This is a genomic window from Hyunsoonleella sp. 2307UL5-6, assembly GCF_047345485.1.
In the GTDB taxonomy this organism is placed as follows: Bacteria; Bacteroidota; Bacteroidia; order Flavobacteriales; family Flavobacteriaceae; genus Jejuia.
Map to the genome: position 1 here is coordinate 384,723 of NZ_JBLFEN010000001.1, position 17,798 is coordinate 402,520.

A 17,798-nucleotide genomic window follows, 5' to 3' on the forward strand; every position below is an offset into this window, starting at 1 on the left:
ATATAATCTATTAAATAGTGATATTCAAAATATTTTATTAATGTAAAACTTACAGTATTGGTCGACAACTATTGTTTTTAATAACAAAGAAAGTTGTTTTATATGCGTTAAATTATTCACAGAAAACATCAATAGTTATGTTGGTATTGTATTAAATTTGAAATGTATTATATTAGGTGACAATTATAAATAAATTGTGTCTAATTAATATAACTATTGATTTTATATTTTTAACTCTAAATTTAATAATATTATGAAACGATATAAAATGTTTTTAGGATTTGGTATTGCATTACTCATGGTAGCCTGTGCAACAAATCCATTTACAGGTAAAAAAACCATAGCTTTAGTACCAAATTCTCAACTTTTTCCAACGGCATTTGCGCAGTACGATCAATTTCTTAATGAGAACAATGTTATTACAGGCACTAAAGATGCAGAAATGATTAAGCGTGTAGGACAAAAAATAGCTGTAGCCGCAGAACGTTATTTAAATGCAAACGGGCATCAGGGTTATTTAAAAGATTACAAGTGGGAATATAACTTGGTAAACGATAATACCGTAAACGCGTGGTGTATGCCAGGAGGTAAAATTGTGTTTTATACTGGTATTTTGCCGATAGCTCAAAATGAAGCTGGTGTTGCAGCTATTATGGGGCATGAAGTAGCACATGCATTAGCAAACCATGGACAACAACGTATGAGTGCAGGTATGTTACAACAGTTTGGTGCAGTTGCTGGAAATATCGCTATTAAAGATGATCAAACTAGAGCTATTTTTAATCAAGCCTACGGTGTTGGCTCTCAGGTTGGTATTATGTTACCGTTTAGCAGAAGTCATGAAACAGAATCTGATTTAATAGGTACATACCTAATGGCTATTGCAGGTTATGAGCCTGCTGAAGCTGCTGAATTATGGAAACGTATGAAATCTAACAGTGGAGGACAGGCACCACCAGAGTTTATGAGTACACATCCATCAAACGATACAAGAATTGCTAATTTAACAAAATGGGCGCCTCAGGCTAGAGCAGAAGCAAAAAAATATGGTGTAACAACCTTTAGAAATAAATAACATGTAGAATAAAATATTTGTTTATTTTAGAAGCTGCTCCACAAAAGAGCAGCTTTTTTTATGAAGAAACAATTACAAAAGGGGAGTAAAAAACTCTTAAACGCCTGGGCTTTTTATGATTGGGCAAATTCTGTTTATGCGCTAACCATTGCATCTTCAATTTTCCCATTGTTTTACGCTAATCTATTTGATACGAAAGAGCAATTGGTAGCTGCTTTTGGTTTTGAAATGAAACAAACGGTTTTAATTTCTATAGTTACCGCATTTACATTTCTAATAGTGGCAATATTATCACCTATACTTTCAGGGATTGCCGATTACGTTGGTAACAAAAAAAGTTTTATGAAGTTTTTTTGTTACTTAGGTTCTATTGGCTGTATTGGTTTATATTTTTTTAGTATTGAATTTATTCACATTGGAATATTATTCTATTTTATGGGCTTATTAGGCTATTGGGGTAGTTTAGTATTTTACAATTCGTACCTGCCAGATATTGCTTATCCAGAACAACAAGATAACATAAGTGCCAAAGGCTTCTCTTGGGGTTACATTGGCAGTGTTCTTTTACTAGTTTTAAATTTAGCAATGGTTATGTTTCCTAGTTTTTTTGGTTTTGATATTAGTATTTTAGAAGAGATTAGCCTTGACGGTACTGAAGCAGAAATTGCTGTAGCCACAGAGCAAGCAAAAAATTTAGCATCATTTAAAGCTATGAAGATCTCTTTTATAACAGTTGGTTTGTGGTGGGCACTTTTTAGTCAATATACATTTTATCATTTACCAAAAGGTACTTCTAAAGGTAAAAAAGTAACCAAAGCTATTGTTTTTAATGGTTTTAGAGAGTTACGCTCTGTTTGGAATGATTTAAAAAGTAATTTAAGACTAAAACGGTATTTAACTGCCTTTTTTGTGTTTAGTATGGCGGTGCAAACGATAATGCTTATGGCTGTGTATTTTGGGGAAAAAGAGATACTTTGGACTAGTGATGACCAGAAAACCACAGGCTTAATAGGAAGTATATTAATAATTCAATTAGTAGCAGTTTTAGGAGCATTTCTTACCTCAAAAATGTCTGAGAAATATGGGAATATTAAAGCCTTAATTATAATTAACTTTATATGGATGGGACTATGTTTTTACGCTTACTTTATGAAAACACCTGTACAGTTTTACATTGCAGCAACCTTAGTTGGTTTTGTTATGGGTGGTGTGCAATCTCTTGGCAGATCTACATATTCTAAGTTTTTACCAGAAACTGAGGACACTACATCTTATTTTAGTTTTTATGATGTTGCAGAAAAAATAGGTATTGTTATTGGTATGTCCATTTTTGCAATAGTCGATCAAAGTAGATCTATGAGAGATGCTATATTATTTTTATTTGTTTTCTTTTTGATTGGAATTATTTTATTGTTTAGAGTTCCAGAAAATCAATCATAAAAAAAAAGTCCTTTCAATAATAATTATTGAAAGGACTTAAAATAAATTAAAAAGTACCACTTTAAGACTCCGTAGGCTTTTCAGCCTTTTCAATAGCAATACTTAACTCATCTGTTTTCTCATCTAAATCGATAATTATTTTATCGCCGTCTTGTAAGTTTGAGGCAACAATTTCTTCTGCTAAAGCATCTTCAATATATTTTTGAATAGCGCGTTTTAGTGGTCTTGCTCCATATTGCTTATCAAAACCTTTATCTGCAATATAACCTTTAGCAGTATCGGTTAAATCTAATTCGTAACCAAGACTCTTAATTCTAGCAAGTAGTTTTTCTAACTCAATATCGATAATTAAATTAATATCCTCTTTTTCAAGCGCATTAAACACCACTACATCATCAATTCTATTTAAAAATTCTGGAGCAAATGATTTTTTAAGTGCATTTTCAATCACCTTAACCGCATTTGCATCTTCTTGGGCTTTTTGTGATGCTGTACCAAAGCCAATACCTGTACCAAAATCTTTCAACTTTCTAGCACCAATATTAGACGTCATTATGATTATAGTATTTCTAAAATCAATTTTCCTACCTAAACTATCTGTTAAATGTCCATCATCTAAAACTTGAAGTAGCATGTTGAATACATCTGGATGAGCTTTTTCAATTTCATCTAAAAGAATAACAGCATACGGCTTACGACGTACTTTTTCGGTTAATTGACCACCTTCTTCATAGCCAACATATCCTGGAGGCGCTCCAACTAAGCGAGATATAGCAAACTTTTCCATGTATTCACTCATATCAATTCTAATTAAAGAATCTTCGCTATCAAATAATTGGCGTGATAACACTTTAGCTAATTGGGTTTTACCAACACCAGTTTGCCCTAAGAAAATAAATGAACCAATAGGCTTGTTAGGATCTTTTAATCCAGCACGATTACGCTGAATAGCTTTAACAACTTTAGCAACAGCTTGGTCTTGTCCAATAACTTTTCCCTTAATTAATTCTGGTAATTCTGCCAGTTTATTAATCTCGGTTTGTGCAATTCTATTTACAGGAATACCTGTCATCATAGAAACCACATCTGCCACATTTTCTTCTGTTACAACTTCGCGATTAAGTTTTGTCTCTTCTTCCCATTTTTCTTGCGCAATGGCTAAATCTTTCTCTAAGCGTTTTTCATCATCTCGTAATTTAGCAGCTTCCTCATATTTTTGCTTTTTAACAACAGAGTTTTTAGTTTCTCTAACTTGTTCTAATTGTTTTTCTAGTTCTAATATTTGCTGTGGCACATCAATATTAGTAATATGTACGCGAGAGCCTGCTTCATCAAGAGCATCAATTGCTTTGTCTGGAAGAAACCTATCCGTCATATATCTATTGGTTAACTTAACACATGCTACAATAGCCTCATCTGTAAAGTCTACATTATGATGTTCTTCATACTTACCTTTAATATTATTTAATATTTCGATAGTTTCCTCAACAGTTGTTGGTTGTACTATAACTTTTTGAAAACGCCTTTCTAGCGCACCATCTTTCTCAATATATTGTCTGTATTCATCAAGTGTTGTTGCACCAATACATTGAATTTCACCTCTTGCCAAGGCTGGTTTAAACATATTAGAAGCATCTAGACTTCCTGTAGCGCCACCAGCACCAACTATGGTATGAATTTCATCTATAAAAAGAATAACATCATCATTCTTTTCAAGCTCATTCATTACGGCTTTCATGCGCTCTTCAAACTGTCCGCGATATTTAGTACCAGCCACTAAGCTTGCTAAATCTAAAGTAACAACTCTCTTATTAAAGAGAATACGGGAAACTTTTCGTTTTACTATTCTTAGTGCTAAACCTTCTGCAATGGCAGATTTACCAACACCAGGTTCTCCAATTAAAAGCGGATTATTTTTCTTTCTTCTACTTAAAATTTGTGAAACACGTTGTATTTCAGCTTCTCTACCAACAACAGGGTCTAGCTTTCCTTCTTCGGCAAAAGCCGTTAAATCACGTCCAAAATTATCTAAAACAGGGGTTTTAGACTTCTTATTAGACTTTCCTGAAGGAGAATTAAAAATATTATCTTTTTGAGCGTCTTCACCTAAATTAGAATCATCATCCTGAAATGATTCTGCTTTTGGTTCTATGTAATCATCATTATCGTTTGTAATCATCTGTTTAAATTGTTCTTTAACATTATCGTAGTCTACTTTTAGCTTATTTAAAAGCTTGGTGGTGGGGTCATTTTCGTTTCTAAGAATACACAAAAGCAAATGTGCCGTATTTATAGATGTACTTTGAAACAATTTAGCTTCTAAAAACGTTGTTTTCAAAGCACGTTCTGCTTGTCGCGTTAAGTGTAAGTTTTTCTTTTGATTAGAAGCAATATTTATATTTGGGTTTGCGGGACTTAAAATCTCCACTTTACGTCTTAAATGATTTAAATCTACATTTAAAGCGTTTAAAATATCTATAGCTTTGCCATTACCATCACGTAACAGTCCCAGCATTAAATGCTCTGTACCAATAAAATCGTGACCTAAGCGAAGCGCTTCTTCTTTGCTGTACGCAATTACATCTTTTACCCTTGGGGAAAAATTATCATCCATATCTAAATTCCTTTCTGCTTTAAAAATACTAAAATACTTTAACTAAAGGCAAAAATCGTACCCGAAAATATAGTAGTCGTGCTAATTGACGAAAAATTAATCAAAAAATCAAAAAATACGTGTTTATAGTTATTAACGAATAATAGGTCTAAAATTGTTAATAAAAAGTAGTGAAATGGAATGATAACGCGCCTATTCTCACTGATGAAATTAGTATATTAGCATGTTTTGAAAAAATCATAAAACTAAATTAAATTATATATGGCAGAAGGAGAAAAACTGATACCTATTAATATTGAGGATGAGATGAAATCTGCGTACATTGATTATTCAATGTCGGTCATTGTGTCACGTGCATTACCAGATGTGCGAGATGGATTAAAACCAGTACACAGGCGTGTGCTTTATGGTATGCACGAACTAGGTGTTAGAGCAAATTCAGCTCATAAAAAATCTGCAAGAATAGTAGGTGAGGTTTTAGGTAAATATCACCCTCATGGTGACACATCAGTTTATGATGCTATGGTGCGTATGGCTCAAGAGTGGAGTTTACGTTATATGTTAGTAGATGGTCAAGGTAACTTTGGTTCTGTAGATGGTGATAGTCCTGCAGCAATGCGTTATACAGAAGCTAGGATGCAAAAGATATCTGAAGAAATGTTAGCAGATATCGATAAAGAGACTGTAGATCATAAATTGAATTTTGATGATACCTTAAAAGAGCCAACAGTATTACCAACTAGAATACCTGGTTTGTTAGTAAACGGCGCCTCTGGTATTGCTGTAGGTATGGCAACAAATATGCCGCCACACAATTTAACTGAGGTAGTAAACGGCACCATTGCGTATATAGAAAATTCTGATATTGAGATTGAAGAGTTGATGACGCATGTAAAAGCACCTGATTTTCCTACTGGTGGTATCATTTATGGGTACGATGGTGTTAAAGACGCCTTTCTTACAGGTAGAGGTAGAATTGTAATGCGTGCAAAAGCTAACATTGAAGAGGTTAATGGGCGCGAGTGTATTATTGTAGACGAGATACCTTATCAAGTTAATAAAGCAGATATGATTAAGAAAACTGCTGATTTGGTTAATGACAAAAAACTAGAAGGTATTTCTACAATTAGAGATGAATCTGATAGAAATGGAATGCGTATTGTTTATGTTTTAAAACGCGATGCTATTCCAAATATAGTATTAAACAAATTATATAAGTACACACAGCTACAGTCCTCATTTAGTGTAAATAACATTGCGTTAGTTAACGGAAGACCACAACTTTTAAACTTAAAAGAATTAATACATTATTTTGTTGAGCATAGGCATGAAGTTGTTGTAAGACGTACTACCTATGAATTGAGGAAAGCTGAGGAACGTGCTCATATTTTAGAAGGTTTAATAATTGCATCTGATAATATAGATGAAGTGATTAAAATTATACGTGCATCTTCAAATGCAGATGAAGCGCGAAATAATTTAATTGAACGTTTTAAACTTTCTGAAATTCAAGCAAGAGCTATTGTAGAAATGCGCTTGCGTCAATTAACAGGGTTAGAGCAAGATAAATTACGCACTGAATATGACGAGATTATAAAAACTATCGCTGATTTAAAAGATATACTTGATAATAAGGAGCGTAGAATGAATATCATAAAAGATGAATTAGCAGTAATTCGTGACAAATATGGTGACGAACGTCGTTCTGTTATAGAATATGCAGGTGGAGACCTAAGCATTGAAGATATGATACCTAATAAAAAGGTAGTTATAACTATATCTCACGCAGGATACATTAAACGTACATTACTTACAGAATACAAAACTCAAAATAGAGGTGGTGTTGGTCAAAAAGCATCCACAACGCGAAATGAAGATTTCTTAGAACATTTGTTTGTTGGAACTAATCATCAATACATGTTGTTTTTTACCCAAAAAGGAAAGTGTTTCTGGATGCGTGTATATGAAATTCCTGAAGGTGCAAAAACATCCAAAGGTAGAGCTATACAAAATCTTATAAATATTGAACAAGACGATAAGGTAATGGCCTTTATTTGTACTCAAGATTTAAAAGATGAAGACTATATTAATAGCCACTATGTAATTATGGCTACTAAAAAAGGGCAAGTTAAAAAAACATCCCTAGAGCAGTACTCTCGTCCTCGAACTAATGGTATTAACGCTATTACTATTAAAGAAGATGATGAATTGCTAGAAGCTAAATTAACTACAGGTGAAAGTCAAGTAATGTTGGCGCTTAAATCTGGTAAAGCTATACGTTTTGAAGAAGCAAAAACACGTCCTATGGGTAGAAATGCTTCTGGAGTTCGCGGTATTAGACTTACTAATGAGAAAACAGATGAAGTTATTGGTATGATAGCTGTAGATGACATGGAAAGTAATATTCTAGTTGTTTCAGAAAATGGTTATGGTAAACGTTCTAGTTTGGATGATTACAGAATTACCAATAGAGGAGGGAAAGGTGTAAAAACTATTTCTATTACCGATAAAACAGGTAATTTAGTTTCTATCAAAAACGTAACTGATGGTGATGACCTTATGATTATTAATAAATCTGGAATAGCTATTAGAATGGCAGTTAAAGATTTACGAGTAATGGGACGCGCCACACAAGGAGTAAAACTTATTAATCTTAAAGGTAAAGATTCTATTGCAGCAGTAGCAAAAGTGATGCATGATGAGGATAATGTGGAAGATGTAGAAGGTATTGAAAACAGCAACGCTGTAAATGATGGCACAACTGTTGATAATAAAGAAATAGATAACAACAATAATGAATAACACTAATTAAATTAACAATGAAAAAACAATTAATTATAGCTTTAGCAATTTCTATAAGTGCATTTTCTTTTGCTCAAAAGAAAGAGCTTAAAGCTGTCGAAAAAGCTATTAAAAGCAATAATTTTGCTGAAGCTAAAACTGCACTGGCTATTGTTGAACCTATGTTAGGTTCATTAGATGAAAAATTATTAAGTAAATATAATTACTTAAAAGGCGTTGCTCTATATGCTAACGGTGCTGGGAGTAATGCAGATATTGATACTGCAATTGAATTTTTAAATAAAGCCAAAAGCGGATACAAAGTAGAGGTTGGCCAGATTAAAAATGATATGGTTAATAAAATTTTGGATAAAGGTAATAAAGCCTATGAAGCCAAAAAATTTGGTGCTGCTTCTGAGTATTTTGAAAAACTATATAATTTAAGAAAACAAGATACTGTTTATTTATACTACGCAGCTGCTTCTGCAGTAAGTGCTCCAGATTATGACAAGGCTATTGTATTGTATGAGAAATTGAAAGACTTAAATTACAGTGGTATAGAAGAGAAACTATATGCCGTAAATGTAAAAACTAATCAAAAGGAAGAGTTTCCAAATGAAGTTTTACGAAAAGCTTCTGTTGGTGCAAAAACTCATAATAACCCTACCAACGAGAAAACCGAATCTAAAAAAGGGGAGATTATAAAAAATGTAGCATTAATTTATATTTCGCAAGGAAATAACGACAAAGCTATTGATGCCATAAAAGATGCTAGAGCTGAAGATCCTGATGATGTATCATTGATTTTATCTGAAGCTAATATTTATTATAAATTAGGAGATAAAGATAAATTTAAAGAATTGTTGGAATTAGCAACAAAAAAAGATCCAGAAAATGTTGAATTACAATATAATTTAGGTGTAATTTCAGCTGAATCAGGCAATACCAACGAAGCCATGAGCTATTATAAAAAAGCTTTAGAACTAAATCCTAATTATATTAACGCTTACATAAATAGTGCTGCTTTAGTTTTAGGAAAAGAAGAGCCTATTATTGATGAAATGAATAGTTTAGGAAGCTCTGCTGCTGATAATAGACGTTATGACGTACTACGCGAACAACGTCAAAATATATATAAAGAAGCAGTACCTTTTTTAACTAAAGCATTAGAAATAAATCCGCAAAGTATAAATGCTGCAAAAACTTTGATGAATATTTACAGTGTTCTTGGAGAAACTGATAAATTTAAAGCTATGAAAGCTAAAGTTGCAGAAATTGGGGGATAGTATTAGTATTTCTTATAAAAACAAAAAAAACCAGAACATGTAGTTCTGGTTTTTTTTGTTTAAAAAATTAATTTTCAAAAGCTTTTAAGGTCTTTATAATAATTGATACACAATCCAACAACTGAATTTTTGTCATTACCAAAGGAGGCGCAAAACGAATAATGTTACCATGTGTTGGTTTTGCCAATAACCCATTGTCCCGCAATGCTAAACATACTTCCCAAGCTGTATTACTGTTTTCATCATCATTAATTACAATAGCATTTAGTAAACCTTTGCCTCTAACTACATTTACAATAGTGCTTGTTTTTGCATATTCGTGTAACTCTGCCCTAAATAATTCACCTAATTCAAACGCGTTATTAGCTAAATTTTCTTCTTTCACAACTTCTAGAGCAGCTATGGCAACAGCAGCTGCTATAGGATTACCACCAAACGTACTACCATGATTCCCTGGTTTTATAACATGCATTATATCATCATTAGCTAGTACAGCACTTACAGGGTAAACACCACCACTTAAGGCTTTACCTAAAATTAATATATCTGGTTTTACATCGGGGGTTTTACTACAATTTTTGTTATTACAAGAACAATTTCCGCAGGTAGCTAGTAAACGTCCTGTTCGGGCAATGCCTGTTTGTACTTCATCTGCGATAAATAAAACATTATAGGCATTACATAAAGCCTTGGCAGCAATTAAATACCCTTCACTTGGTACATAAACGCCCGCTTCACCTTGAATGGGTTCAACCAAAAAACCAGCAACGTTTGGATTGCTTTTTAAAACATCTTCCAATGCTTGTAAATTATCATATTCAATCTTAACAAATCCTTTTGTATAAGGACCAAAATTTTCACGAGCTACAGGATCGTTAGAAAAAGATATAATAGTAGTTGTTCGTCCGTGAAAATTATTTTCACAAACTATAATTTCAGCCTCATTTTCATTAACACCTTTAATTTCATAAGCCCATTTACGTGCTAATTTTAAAGCTGTTTCTACAGCTTCAGCACCAGTATTCATTGGTAAAAGCTTATCAAATCCAAAGAGTTCGGTTGCATATTTTTCATACTTACCTAGCATATCGTTGTAAAACGCTCTGGAAGTCAATGTTAATGTTTTAGCTTGCTTCACCATAGCATTTATAATTTTGGGGTGACAATGCCCTTGGTTTACCGCAGAATATGCAGATAGAAAATCATAATACCGTTTCCCTTCAGCATCCCAAACATAAACGCCTTCACCGCGGCTTAACACTACGGGTAAGGGGTGGTAATTGTGGGCACCGTACTTGTTTTCCAAAGCTATTGCAGCTTCTGATGTTAATTGGTTTAAAATAGCCATTTCAAAAAAAATTAAAATATTTTTAATCCATCTAATGCATGCTCATAAAGAACAATGATTTAAATGATTAACCTCGATTAACGAGCAAAATAACCATTCCTTCTGTACCTTTATTTTTCCGTAGCGTCCGAAAAAGCAGCGTGGGAGAGAAATCATCCCTGAATAATCTGCAAATTAATAATTTAAAAACAAAAAAATAAATCAAAAATGTGTCTTTTCATACTCATACTGTGTCTAATTCATATTAGTTAACCATAAAAAATATAATAATGGACTATTTATCGAAACTATTAGACAATTTAATACCATCTATAGGTGGTAAACTTTCAAGTGCAATTGCTGCTTTATTAATTTTAATCATTGGCTGGTTTATAGCTGGTTTTGTAAAACGAATGATTGCGCGACTCATCAGAAAAACTGGTGTAGACAAAAAACTCAACAATCCTAAAATAAATTTACCAAAGTTTATTAGTAAACTTGTTTACTTTTTAATTATGATTTTTGTTTTCATGCTAGCCTTAGAAAAACTTGGCATGAGTGATGTTTTAGACCCTTTAAAGAATATGCTTAACAGCTTTACTGGATTTTTACCAAATATTATTGGTGCTGGTTTAGTGTGTTATATTGGGTATATGCTTGCTACAATTGTATCAGAGTTGGTAGAGCTTTCTGGAGATTCAATCCAAAAACTTGTACCAAAACTAAAGTTACCAGAAAATCTCGATTTAATAAAAATTATTAAAAAAATAGTTTTTATTTTTATTTTTATACCTCTATTAATTTCTGCTTTTAATATATTAAATATGGATGCGATTTCTGTTCCTGCTACTGATATGTTAAAAGACTTTTTTGCAGCAATACCTAGAGTAATTGTAGCTGCACTAATATTAGTATTATTTGCTGTTGGTGGTCGTTTTTTAAGTGGATTAGCAAAAGATTTAATGTATAGCATGAACTTAAATAGTGTGTTTAATAAAATTGGACTTACCGCTATTACTGGAAATTCAAACTTAGTATCCATTATTGGTAATTTAATTTACTTTTTCATTATTTTATTTGGTTTAACAACTGCAATAGAAAAATTAGAGTTTTCACTTCTTTCAGAAATTCTATATACTGTAACTAGCTATTCTGGAAAAATACTATTCGGTTTAGTAATATTAATGATTGGTAATTGGATATCTACAATAGCAGCAAATAGTTTTGCGAAAAAGGAATCTAATGTATTTATCGCCTCAATAATTAGAATTGCTATAATTGCTATTTTCTTAGCTATAGGCTTAAGAACTATGGGTATAGCAGATGATATTATTAACTTAGCCTTTGGTATTTCTTTAGGAACTGTAGCGTTAACCATTATTTTATCTTTCGGATTGGGAGGTAGAGAAGCTGCAGGAAAACAAATGGAAAAAATTCTAGATAAGTTTAATAAAAAGTAATTTAGAAATAAATATATTAAGAAAAACTGCTTGATCACTCAAGCAGTTTTTTTGTTTTTATGTTATAGGGATTAGCTTATATCTTACGTCAAAAATTTTAATAAATATAATTTGAATTAAAACTTATTTATTTACCGCTATTCTTATTTTTGCAGTATGTCGAGAAGAAGAAATTCAAAAAGAAAAATATTTGAACACTTAGAAGTTATAGATGCAGGTGCTAAGGGCAAAACCGTTGCTAAAGCACCCGATGGTAAAATAGTGTTTTTACCTAATGCTGTACCCGGTGATGTTGTAGATGTGCAAACCTTTAAGAAGCGAAAAGCATATTACGAAGGTAACGCTATAAAATTTCATAAACGCTCTGATAAACGAGTAAATCCCCAGTGCGATTATTTTGGAACTTGTGGCGGTTGCAAGTGGCAAGATATGGGGTATGAGCATCAATTATTTTACAAGCAGAAAGAAGTTGTGAATAACCTAACTAGAATAGGGCATATTGATTTACCCGAAGTTACTCCAATTTTAGGCGCTAAAAATCAATATTTTTATAGGAATAAAATGGAATTTTCGTTTAGCGATAGCCGTTGGTTAACGCAAGATGAAATAAAATCTGATGATGATTTAGGTGATAGAAATGCACTTGGATTTCATATTCCAGGAATGTGGGATAAGATTTTAGATATCGATAAATGTCATTTACAAAGAGAGCCATCAAATGCTATTAGAAATGCTGTAAAACAATTTGCTGTAGAAAATGGTTTAGAGTTTTTTAACACCAGAAATCAAACAGGTCTTCTAAGAACTATGATGATTCGTACATCTAGTACTGGGGATGTTATGGTGCTTGTTCAGTTTTTTAAAGAAGACACTAAAAAACGAGAATTACTTTTAGATTTTATTACTGAAAAATTTCCCGAAATCACATCTTTACAATATGTAATTAACGGAAAAGGAAATGATACTATTTATGATCAAAAAGTGATTTTGTATAAAGGGCAAGATCATATTTTTGAAGATATGGAAGGTTTAAAATTCAAAATTAATGCAAAATCCTTTTATCAAACAAATTCTGAGCAAGCATATGAGTTGTATAAGATAACCAGAGATTTTGCTGGTTTAAAAGGTGATGAGTTGGTTTATGATTTATATACAGGAACAGGAACAATAGCACAATTTGTTGCAAAACAGGCTAAAAAAGTTATAGGTGTAGAATCTGTACCAGACGCTATTACTGCAGCTAAAGAAAATGCACAATTAAATAACATTAATAACGTTGAATTCTTTGTTGGAGATATGAAACAGGTATTTAATGATGATTTTATCTTACAACATGGGCAACCTGATGTTGTAATTACCGATCCGCCAAGAGATGGCATGCATAAAGATGTTGTAGCACAATTGCTTAATATAGCAGCGAAAAAAATAGTATATGTAAGTTGTAATAGTGCCACACAAGCACGAGATTTAGCCTTATTAGATGATATGTATAGCGTTACAAAAGTACAACCAGTAGATATGTTTCCACAAACGTTTCATGTAGAGAATGTTGTTTTATTAGAAAAAAGATAATTAGTTGATGTAATGAAAAAAGTAGGTACACTTATTTTAATGCTTGTATTGGTAGGCAACTACAGTTGCGAACGCGACGATTTGTGTCCCGCCTCTACACAAACTACAGCAAGATTGGTTATAGAGGCTTTTGATGTATCTATACCTGATGATAGTAAAAATATTTTTGGATTACGTATTGAAGGTATTGGGAATGATGGTGAAGGTATAGGCGTTTTAGAAGATTTTAACGTAATTAGTGCAAGTACTTTGATACTACCACTTAGAACGGATGCAGACGAGACAAAGTACAAATTACATAGAGATTTCTCAATAAATAATAATGGAACCCCAGATGACACTAGTGATGATTTTACAGAGGGGAATGAAGATATTATTACTATAACATATATTAGAGATGATGTATTTGTATCCAGAGCCTGTGGTTTTAAAACAGTTTTTAATAATGTACAAATTACCATTGATGCAGAAGATTTAGATGATGATGAATGGATACGATCTATACAAACTGAAAATGATAACCAAATTATAGAAAATGAAGCAGAAGCACATTTTATATTATTGCACTAGTATAGTGCTGCTTATTTTAGTGTGTTCAGGTACTGTACAAGCACAAAATAAAAGTACACCTAAAACTCGGAAGGATTCTACAGTCGTAAAAATAAAATATGGATTACGTGTTGGTGTTGATACAGGGAAACTCATACGCTCGTTTTTAGATGATGGTTATACTGGTTTAGAATTAGTAGCAGATTATCGTATTACCAAAAAACTATACGTTGCAGGCGAATTAGGTAATGAAGAACGCATTATAACTACTGATTTTTTAAATACTACAACCCAAGGCAGCTATATAAAAGCAGGTATAGATTACAATTTATATCAAAATTGGTTAGACATGGATAATATGGTGTTTTTTGGCTCCCGTATAGGGTTTAGCTCGTTTAACCATACCATCAATGAATATCAAATATATGCCACAGATCAATATTGGGCACCACAAAATACAGTTGCCGATGGTCTAGAAATAGATGGCTTAACAGCTATTTGGGTAGAAATGATTATGGGATTAAAAGCAGAATTATTTACAAATCTTTATTTTGGATTAAATCTACAGCTTAAGGTGTTGGCTACTGAAACTAAGCCTGATAATTTTAAAAACATATATATACCAGGATTTAATAAAACCTATGATAGTACCAGTATTGGTGTAGGTTATGGGTATACACTATCTTATAGAATACCGCTTTATAAAAAGGAAAAGGTTATTGCGCCTGTGCAGTAGTTTTTATATTTTTAAGTTATTAATAGTTACAATGATACTATTATTCTAAACTATATTAACACCTGTATGTTTAAGTATTTGTTACTTCATATACTTACCCTTCTTACTGCCTTCGTACATAACATATTTTACTAAGCGCGACTCCAGTTTAGCATTAAATAGGTGTATTTTTCTTGAGGGGCGCAGGCCTACATGTTTTAATGCATCTAGGTTTGAGGTAATAAACCAAGCATCGGTACCTGGATAATTTTGTTTTAGAGTATCACCAATATCTGCATAAAATTTTTCCATGTCAATATCTAAACGCTCACCGTAGGGCGGATTAAATACCATGTGTAATTTTTGTTGTCCGCCTTTTTGAGTTTTAAAAAAATCTTCGTGTTTTACAGTAATAAAATCATCTAATTGCGCATTCTCAACATTTTGTTGTGCTTTTCTAACAGCACTAGGTGCTTTATCGTATGCTATAATTTGATGGTGGAAATCGCGTGTTTTTTTAAGAAGCGATTCTTCAATTTTTTCAAAAAGCTCTACATCCCAATCTTGCCAACGCTCAAAAGCAAATTCTTTACGCATTAGGTTTGGTGGTATATTACAGGCTATCATTGCAGCTTCAATAGGGATAGTGCCCGAGCCACACATGGGATCCATAAAATCTGACTGACCATCCCAACCCGATAGCATAATTAGGCCAGCAGCCAAAACCTCGTTTATTGGTGCAATGTTAGTAGCCATTTTGTAGCCACGTTTATGTAGCGATTCTCCTGAGGAATCTAAAGATACGGTACATGCTGTTCTATCTATACGTACATTAATTTTTAAATCAGGAAATTTTAAATCTACATTAGGCCTTTGACCTGTTTTATCTCGAAAACGATCTACAATGGCATCTTTTGTTTTTTGTGCGATAAAAAGCGAGTGGGTAAATAAATCGGAATGTATGGTAGCATCAACCGCTAATGAGCCTGAGGGCTTTAGGTAGTCTTCCCATGGCATATTGTTTATTTTGTTATACAAATCTTTTTCATCCTTTACACGAAACGTTTGTATAGGTTTTAAAATTTTTATAGCGGTACGCAGTGCTAAATTGGCTTTATACATAAAGCCTTGATCTCCTACAAACTCTACAACACGTACGCCTTTTTTAACGTGTAATGCACCTAGTTGTATTAATTCATTTTCTAACAATTCTTCAAAACCATAAAGGGTTTTGGCTACCATATTGAAATTTTCGGCCATAATCTTCGTCCAAATCTTTATAAATGTTCTTTTTATATTCCTTTTTAAGAGGTTGTAATTTCTTTTTAAGAAATTACGGGTGTGGCAAATAGATTGCAAAAATAGTGTAATTTTGCGGCAAATAAATGACATTAGTAGATAATGGGTTAGGGATTGCAGTGGAAAGCCCACAGCGAGGTACGAGCGAGGACTTGCAACGTAAAGCCCGACCCCGCCATTAAAGCGGGGTAACCCCATAAAATAAAAAATGATAGACAATACAACAAAATGGTTTGCTTCGTGGTTTGATACGCGATTTTACCATATTTTATATAGGGATAGAGATGATACCGAGGCGCAGGTATTTATGGATAATTTAACGCAGTATTTAAATTTACCAGAAGGTGGCGCTATATTAGATTTAGCATGTGGTAAGGGCAGACACTCACGATATTTAAACAAAATTGGGTTTAATGTTACCGGAATTGATTTAAGCGAAAACAGCATTGCATTTGCAAAACAGTTTGAAAACCATAGGTTACAATTTGAAGTGCATAACATGTGCAAACCTTACCCGAAACAGTTTGATGCTGTATTTAATTTGTTTACTAGTTTTGGGTATTTTGATAGGGATGAGGATAATTTAAATACCATTAAAGCAATTAAAGCAAACTTAAATACCACTGGTTTTGGTGTGATTGATTTTATGAATACTGAGTTTGTTATTGATAATTTAGTACCAGAAAACAGTAAAACTGTGGATGGAATTACCTTTAATTTAAAACGATTTGTGAAGGATGGTTACATTGTAAAAACTATTAATTTTGATGCAGATGGCGAAACATATAATTTTGAAGAACGCGTTAGAGCATTTTCTTTAGCCGATTTTGAAACGTTATTTGCTGAGGCTGGTGTGCATTTATTAGATGTGTTTGGCGATTATAAACTGCGTAAGTTTAACCCAAAAACATCGAAACGTTTAGTGATGATTTTTAAGTGATATATATATTTTTAAATGAATAAATATCTTTTTCCTGTTTACGCTGTTATTATTGGGTTAGTTATTGCTAAACTTACCAAAAATAAAAACACATGGAATACAAAGTTACTGTTATCTTTTAGTGGTGCTTTTTTATTAGCGTTAACACTTTTTGAGTTGTTACCCGAAGTTTATGACCATTTAGATACTAAACGTACTGGCTTATTTATAATGTGTGGTATTTTGTTACAGATTATTTTAGAATTGTTTTCTAAAGGTGCAGAACATGGGCATGTACATATTAATAAAGATTCTACCGTTTTTCCATGGTTATTGTTTGTAAGTTTATGCATTCATAGTTTTTTAGAAGGTTTCCCAATTCATGAACATAACGATATGTTGTATGGTGTTTTAGTACACAAAGTACCTATTGCTGCTTTAATATGTATGTTTTTATTTAAATCGAAATTTAGTACAGTGCAAATCGTTTTATTTTTGTTTGTATTTACAATAATGACGCCTTTAGGTACTTTAATATCTAATACAACTGAGATTAGTGAACAGCTAACTCATACTATAAACGCTGTGGTTATTGGTATATTTTTTCATATTTCTACAACTATTTTGTTTGAAAGCGGAGAAGGGCATAAGTTTAACTTAAGTAAGTTTATTGCTATAATTTTAGGTGTTGGGATAGCTTATGTAATTTAAAAAAAGCTTTTTCGTTAATACTTTAAATAAGAAAGAGTAAAATTTATTGT

Annotated in this window: 13 protein-coding genes; 10 read left to right on the plus strand and 3 right to left on the minus strand. The window is 32.4% G+C overall.

What is annotated here, in order from left to right; genetic code table 11:
• Positions 1-253 precede the first annotated feature (253 nt).
• Positions 254-1,075 (plus strand): M48 family metallopeptidase, encoded by an 822-nt coding sequence (locus tag ACKGJY_RS01725; protein ID WP_413972115.1) that lies wholly within the window; start codon positions 254-256, stop codon positions 1,073-1,075.
• Positions 1,076-1,135: 60 nt separating this feature from the next.
• Positions 1,136-2,515 carry an MFS transporter gene (locus ACKGJY_RS01730; RefSeq protein ID WP_413972116.1) on the plus strand — a complete coding sequence of 460 codons (1,380 nt, stop codon included), beginning with the start codon at positions 1,136-1,138 and terminating at the stop codon, positions 2,513-2,515.
• A gap of 61 nt (positions 2,516-2,576) precedes the next feature.
• On the opposite strand, the gene ACKGJY_RS01735 is transcribed toward ACKGJY_RS01730, so the two are convergent.
• The gene (locus ACKGJY_RS01735; RefSeq protein WP_413972117.1) at positions 2,577-5,129 is read right to left on the minus strand and encodes an ATP-dependent Clp protease ATP-binding subunit; all 2,553 of its coding nucleotides are present in this window, start codon (positions 5,127-5,129) and stop codon (positions 2,577-2,579) included.
• Positions 5,130-5,390: 261 nt separating this feature from the next.
• On the opposite strand from ACKGJY_RS01735, the gene gyrA reads away from it, so the two are divergent.
• On the plus strand, positions 5,391-7,931 hold the full coding sequence (gene gyrA, locus ACKGJY_RS01740; protein ID WP_413972118.1) for a DNA gyrase subunit A: 2,541 nt from the start codon (positions 5,391-5,393) through the stop codon (positions 7,929-7,931).
• A gap of 17 nt (positions 7,932-7,948) precedes the next feature.
• Positions 7,949-9,196, plus strand: a complete 1,248-nt coding sequence (locus ACKGJY_RS01745; RefSeq protein ID WP_413972119.1) for a tetratricopeptide repeat protein — start codon at positions 7,949-7,951, stop codon at positions 9,194-9,196.
• A 67-nt stretch (positions 9,197-9,263) separates the two neighbouring features.
• Here ACKGJY_RS01745 and rocD read toward each other — a convergent pair whose 3' ends face one another.
• Positions 9,264-10,544 (minus strand): ornithine--oxo-acid transaminase, encoded by a 1,281-nt coding sequence (gene rocD / locus ACKGJY_RS01750; RefSeq protein WP_413972120.1) that lies wholly within the window; start codon positions 10,542-10,544, stop codon positions 9,264-9,266.
• Between the two features lie 269 nt (positions 10,545-10,813).
• Between rocD and ACKGJY_RS01755 the strand changes: the two genes are divergently transcribed.
• From ACKGJY_RS01755 to ACKGJY_RS01770, 4 genes are all read left to right on the plus strand, one after another.
• Entirely contained in the window at positions 10,814-11,983 is a 1,170-nt protein-coding gene (locus ACKGJY_RS01755) for a mechanosensitive ion channel (RefSeq protein WP_413972121.1), read from the plus strand.
• Positions 11,984-12,139: 156 nt separating this feature from the next.
• Positions 12,140-13,555 carry a 23S rRNA (uracil(1939)-C(5))-methyltransferase RlmD gene (gene rlmD, locus ACKGJY_RS01760; protein ID WP_413972122.1) on the plus strand — a complete coding sequence of 472 codons (1,416 nt, stop codon included), beginning with the start codon at positions 12,140-12,142 and terminating at the stop codon, positions 13,553-13,555.
• A gap of 12 nt (positions 13,556-13,567) precedes the next feature.
• Positions 13,568-14,125, plus strand: coding sequence for a DUF6452 family protein (locus ACKGJY_RS01765; RefSeq protein ID WP_413972123.1), 558 nt, complete (start codon positions 13,568-13,570; stop codon positions 14,123-14,125).
• Positions 14,091-14,840, plus strand: coding sequence for a DUF6048 family protein (locus tag ACKGJY_RS01770; RefSeq protein ID WP_413972124.1), 750 nt, complete (start codon positions 14,091-14,093; stop codon positions 14,838-14,840). The genes ACKGJY_RS01765 and ACKGJY_RS01770 overlap by 35 nt, the downstream gene beginning before the upstream one ends.
• 81 nt (positions 14,841-14,921) lie before the next feature.
• On the opposite strand, the gene ACKGJY_RS01775 is transcribed toward ACKGJY_RS01770, so the two are convergent.
• Positions 14,922-16,079, minus strand: coding sequence for a THUMP domain-containing class I SAM-dependent RNA methyltransferase (locus tag ACKGJY_RS01775; RefSeq protein WP_413972125.1), 1,158 nt, complete (start codon positions 16,077-16,079; stop codon positions 14,922-14,924).
• A gap of 247 nt (positions 16,080-16,326) precedes the next feature.
• Between ACKGJY_RS01775 and ACKGJY_RS01780 the strand changes: the two genes are divergently transcribed.
• Entirely contained in the window at positions 16,327-17,058 is a 732-nt protein-coding gene (locus ACKGJY_RS01780) for an SAM-dependent methyltransferase (protein WP_413972126.1), read from the plus strand.
• A 15-nt stretch (positions 17,059-17,073) separates the two neighbouring features.
• On the plus strand, positions 17,074-17,748 hold the full coding sequence (locus ACKGJY_RS01785; protein ID WP_413972127.1) for a ZIP family metal transporter: 675 nt from the start codon (positions 17,074-17,076) through the stop codon (positions 17,746-17,748).
• Positions 17,749-17,798 lie beyond the last annotated feature (50 nt).

What these genes read in the sequence shown, in the direction of transcription:
- ACKGJY_RS01770 (WP_413972124.1), top strand. Translation starts at nt 14,091, where the DNA reads ATGAAGCAGAAGCACATTTTATATTATTGCACTAGTATAGTGCTGCTT.
- ACKGJY_RS01765 (WP_413972123.1), top strand. Translation starts at nt 13,568, where the DNA reads ATGAAAAAAGTAGGTACACTTATTTTAATGCTTGTATTGGTAGGCAAC.
- rocD (WP_413972120.1), bottom strand. Translation starts at nt 10,544, where the DNA reads ATGGCTATTTTAAACCAATTAACATCAGAAGCTGCAATAGCTTTGGAA.
- ACKGJY_RS01735 (WP_413972117.1), bottom strand. Translation starts at nt 5,129, where the DNA reads ATGGATGATAATTTTTCCCCAAGGGTAAAAGATGTAATTGCGTACAGC.
- ACKGJY_RS01785 (WP_413972127.1), top strand. Translation starts at nt 17,074, where the DNA reads ATGAATAAATATCTTTTTCCTGTTTACGCTGTTATTATTGGGTTAGTT.
- ACKGJY_RS01725 (WP_413972115.1), top strand. Translation starts at nt 254, where the DNA reads ATGAAACGATATAAAATGTTTTTAGGATTTGGTATTGCATTACTCATG.
- gyrA (WP_413972118.1), top strand. Translation starts at nt 5,391, where the DNA reads ATGGCAGAAGGAGAAAAACTGATACCTATTAATATTGAGGATGAGATG.
- ACKGJY_RS01745 (WP_413972119.1), top strand. Translation starts at nt 7,949, where the DNA reads ATGAAAAAACAATTAATTATAGCTTTAGCAATTTCTATAAGTGCATTT.
- ACKGJY_RS01780 (WP_413972126.1), top strand. Translation starts at nt 16,327, where the DNA reads ATGATAGACAATACAACAAAATGGTTTGCTTCGTGGTTTGATACGCGA.
- ACKGJY_RS01730 (WP_413972116.1), top strand. Translation starts at nt 1,136, where the DNA reads ATGAAGAAACAATTACAAAAGGGGAGTAAAAAACTCTTAAACGCCTGG.
- ACKGJY_RS01775 (WP_413972125.1), bottom strand. Translation starts at nt 16,079, where the DNA reads ATGGCCGAAAATTTCAATATGGTAGCCAAAACCCTTTATGGTTTTGAA.
- ACKGJY_RS01755 (WP_413972121.1), top strand. Translation starts at nt 10,814, where the DNA reads ATGGACTATTTATCGAAACTATTAGACAATTTAATACCATCTATAGGT.
- rlmD (WP_413972122.1), top strand. Translation starts at nt 12,140, where the DNA reads ATGTCGAGAAGAAGAAATTCAAAAAGAAAAATATTTGAACACTTAGAA.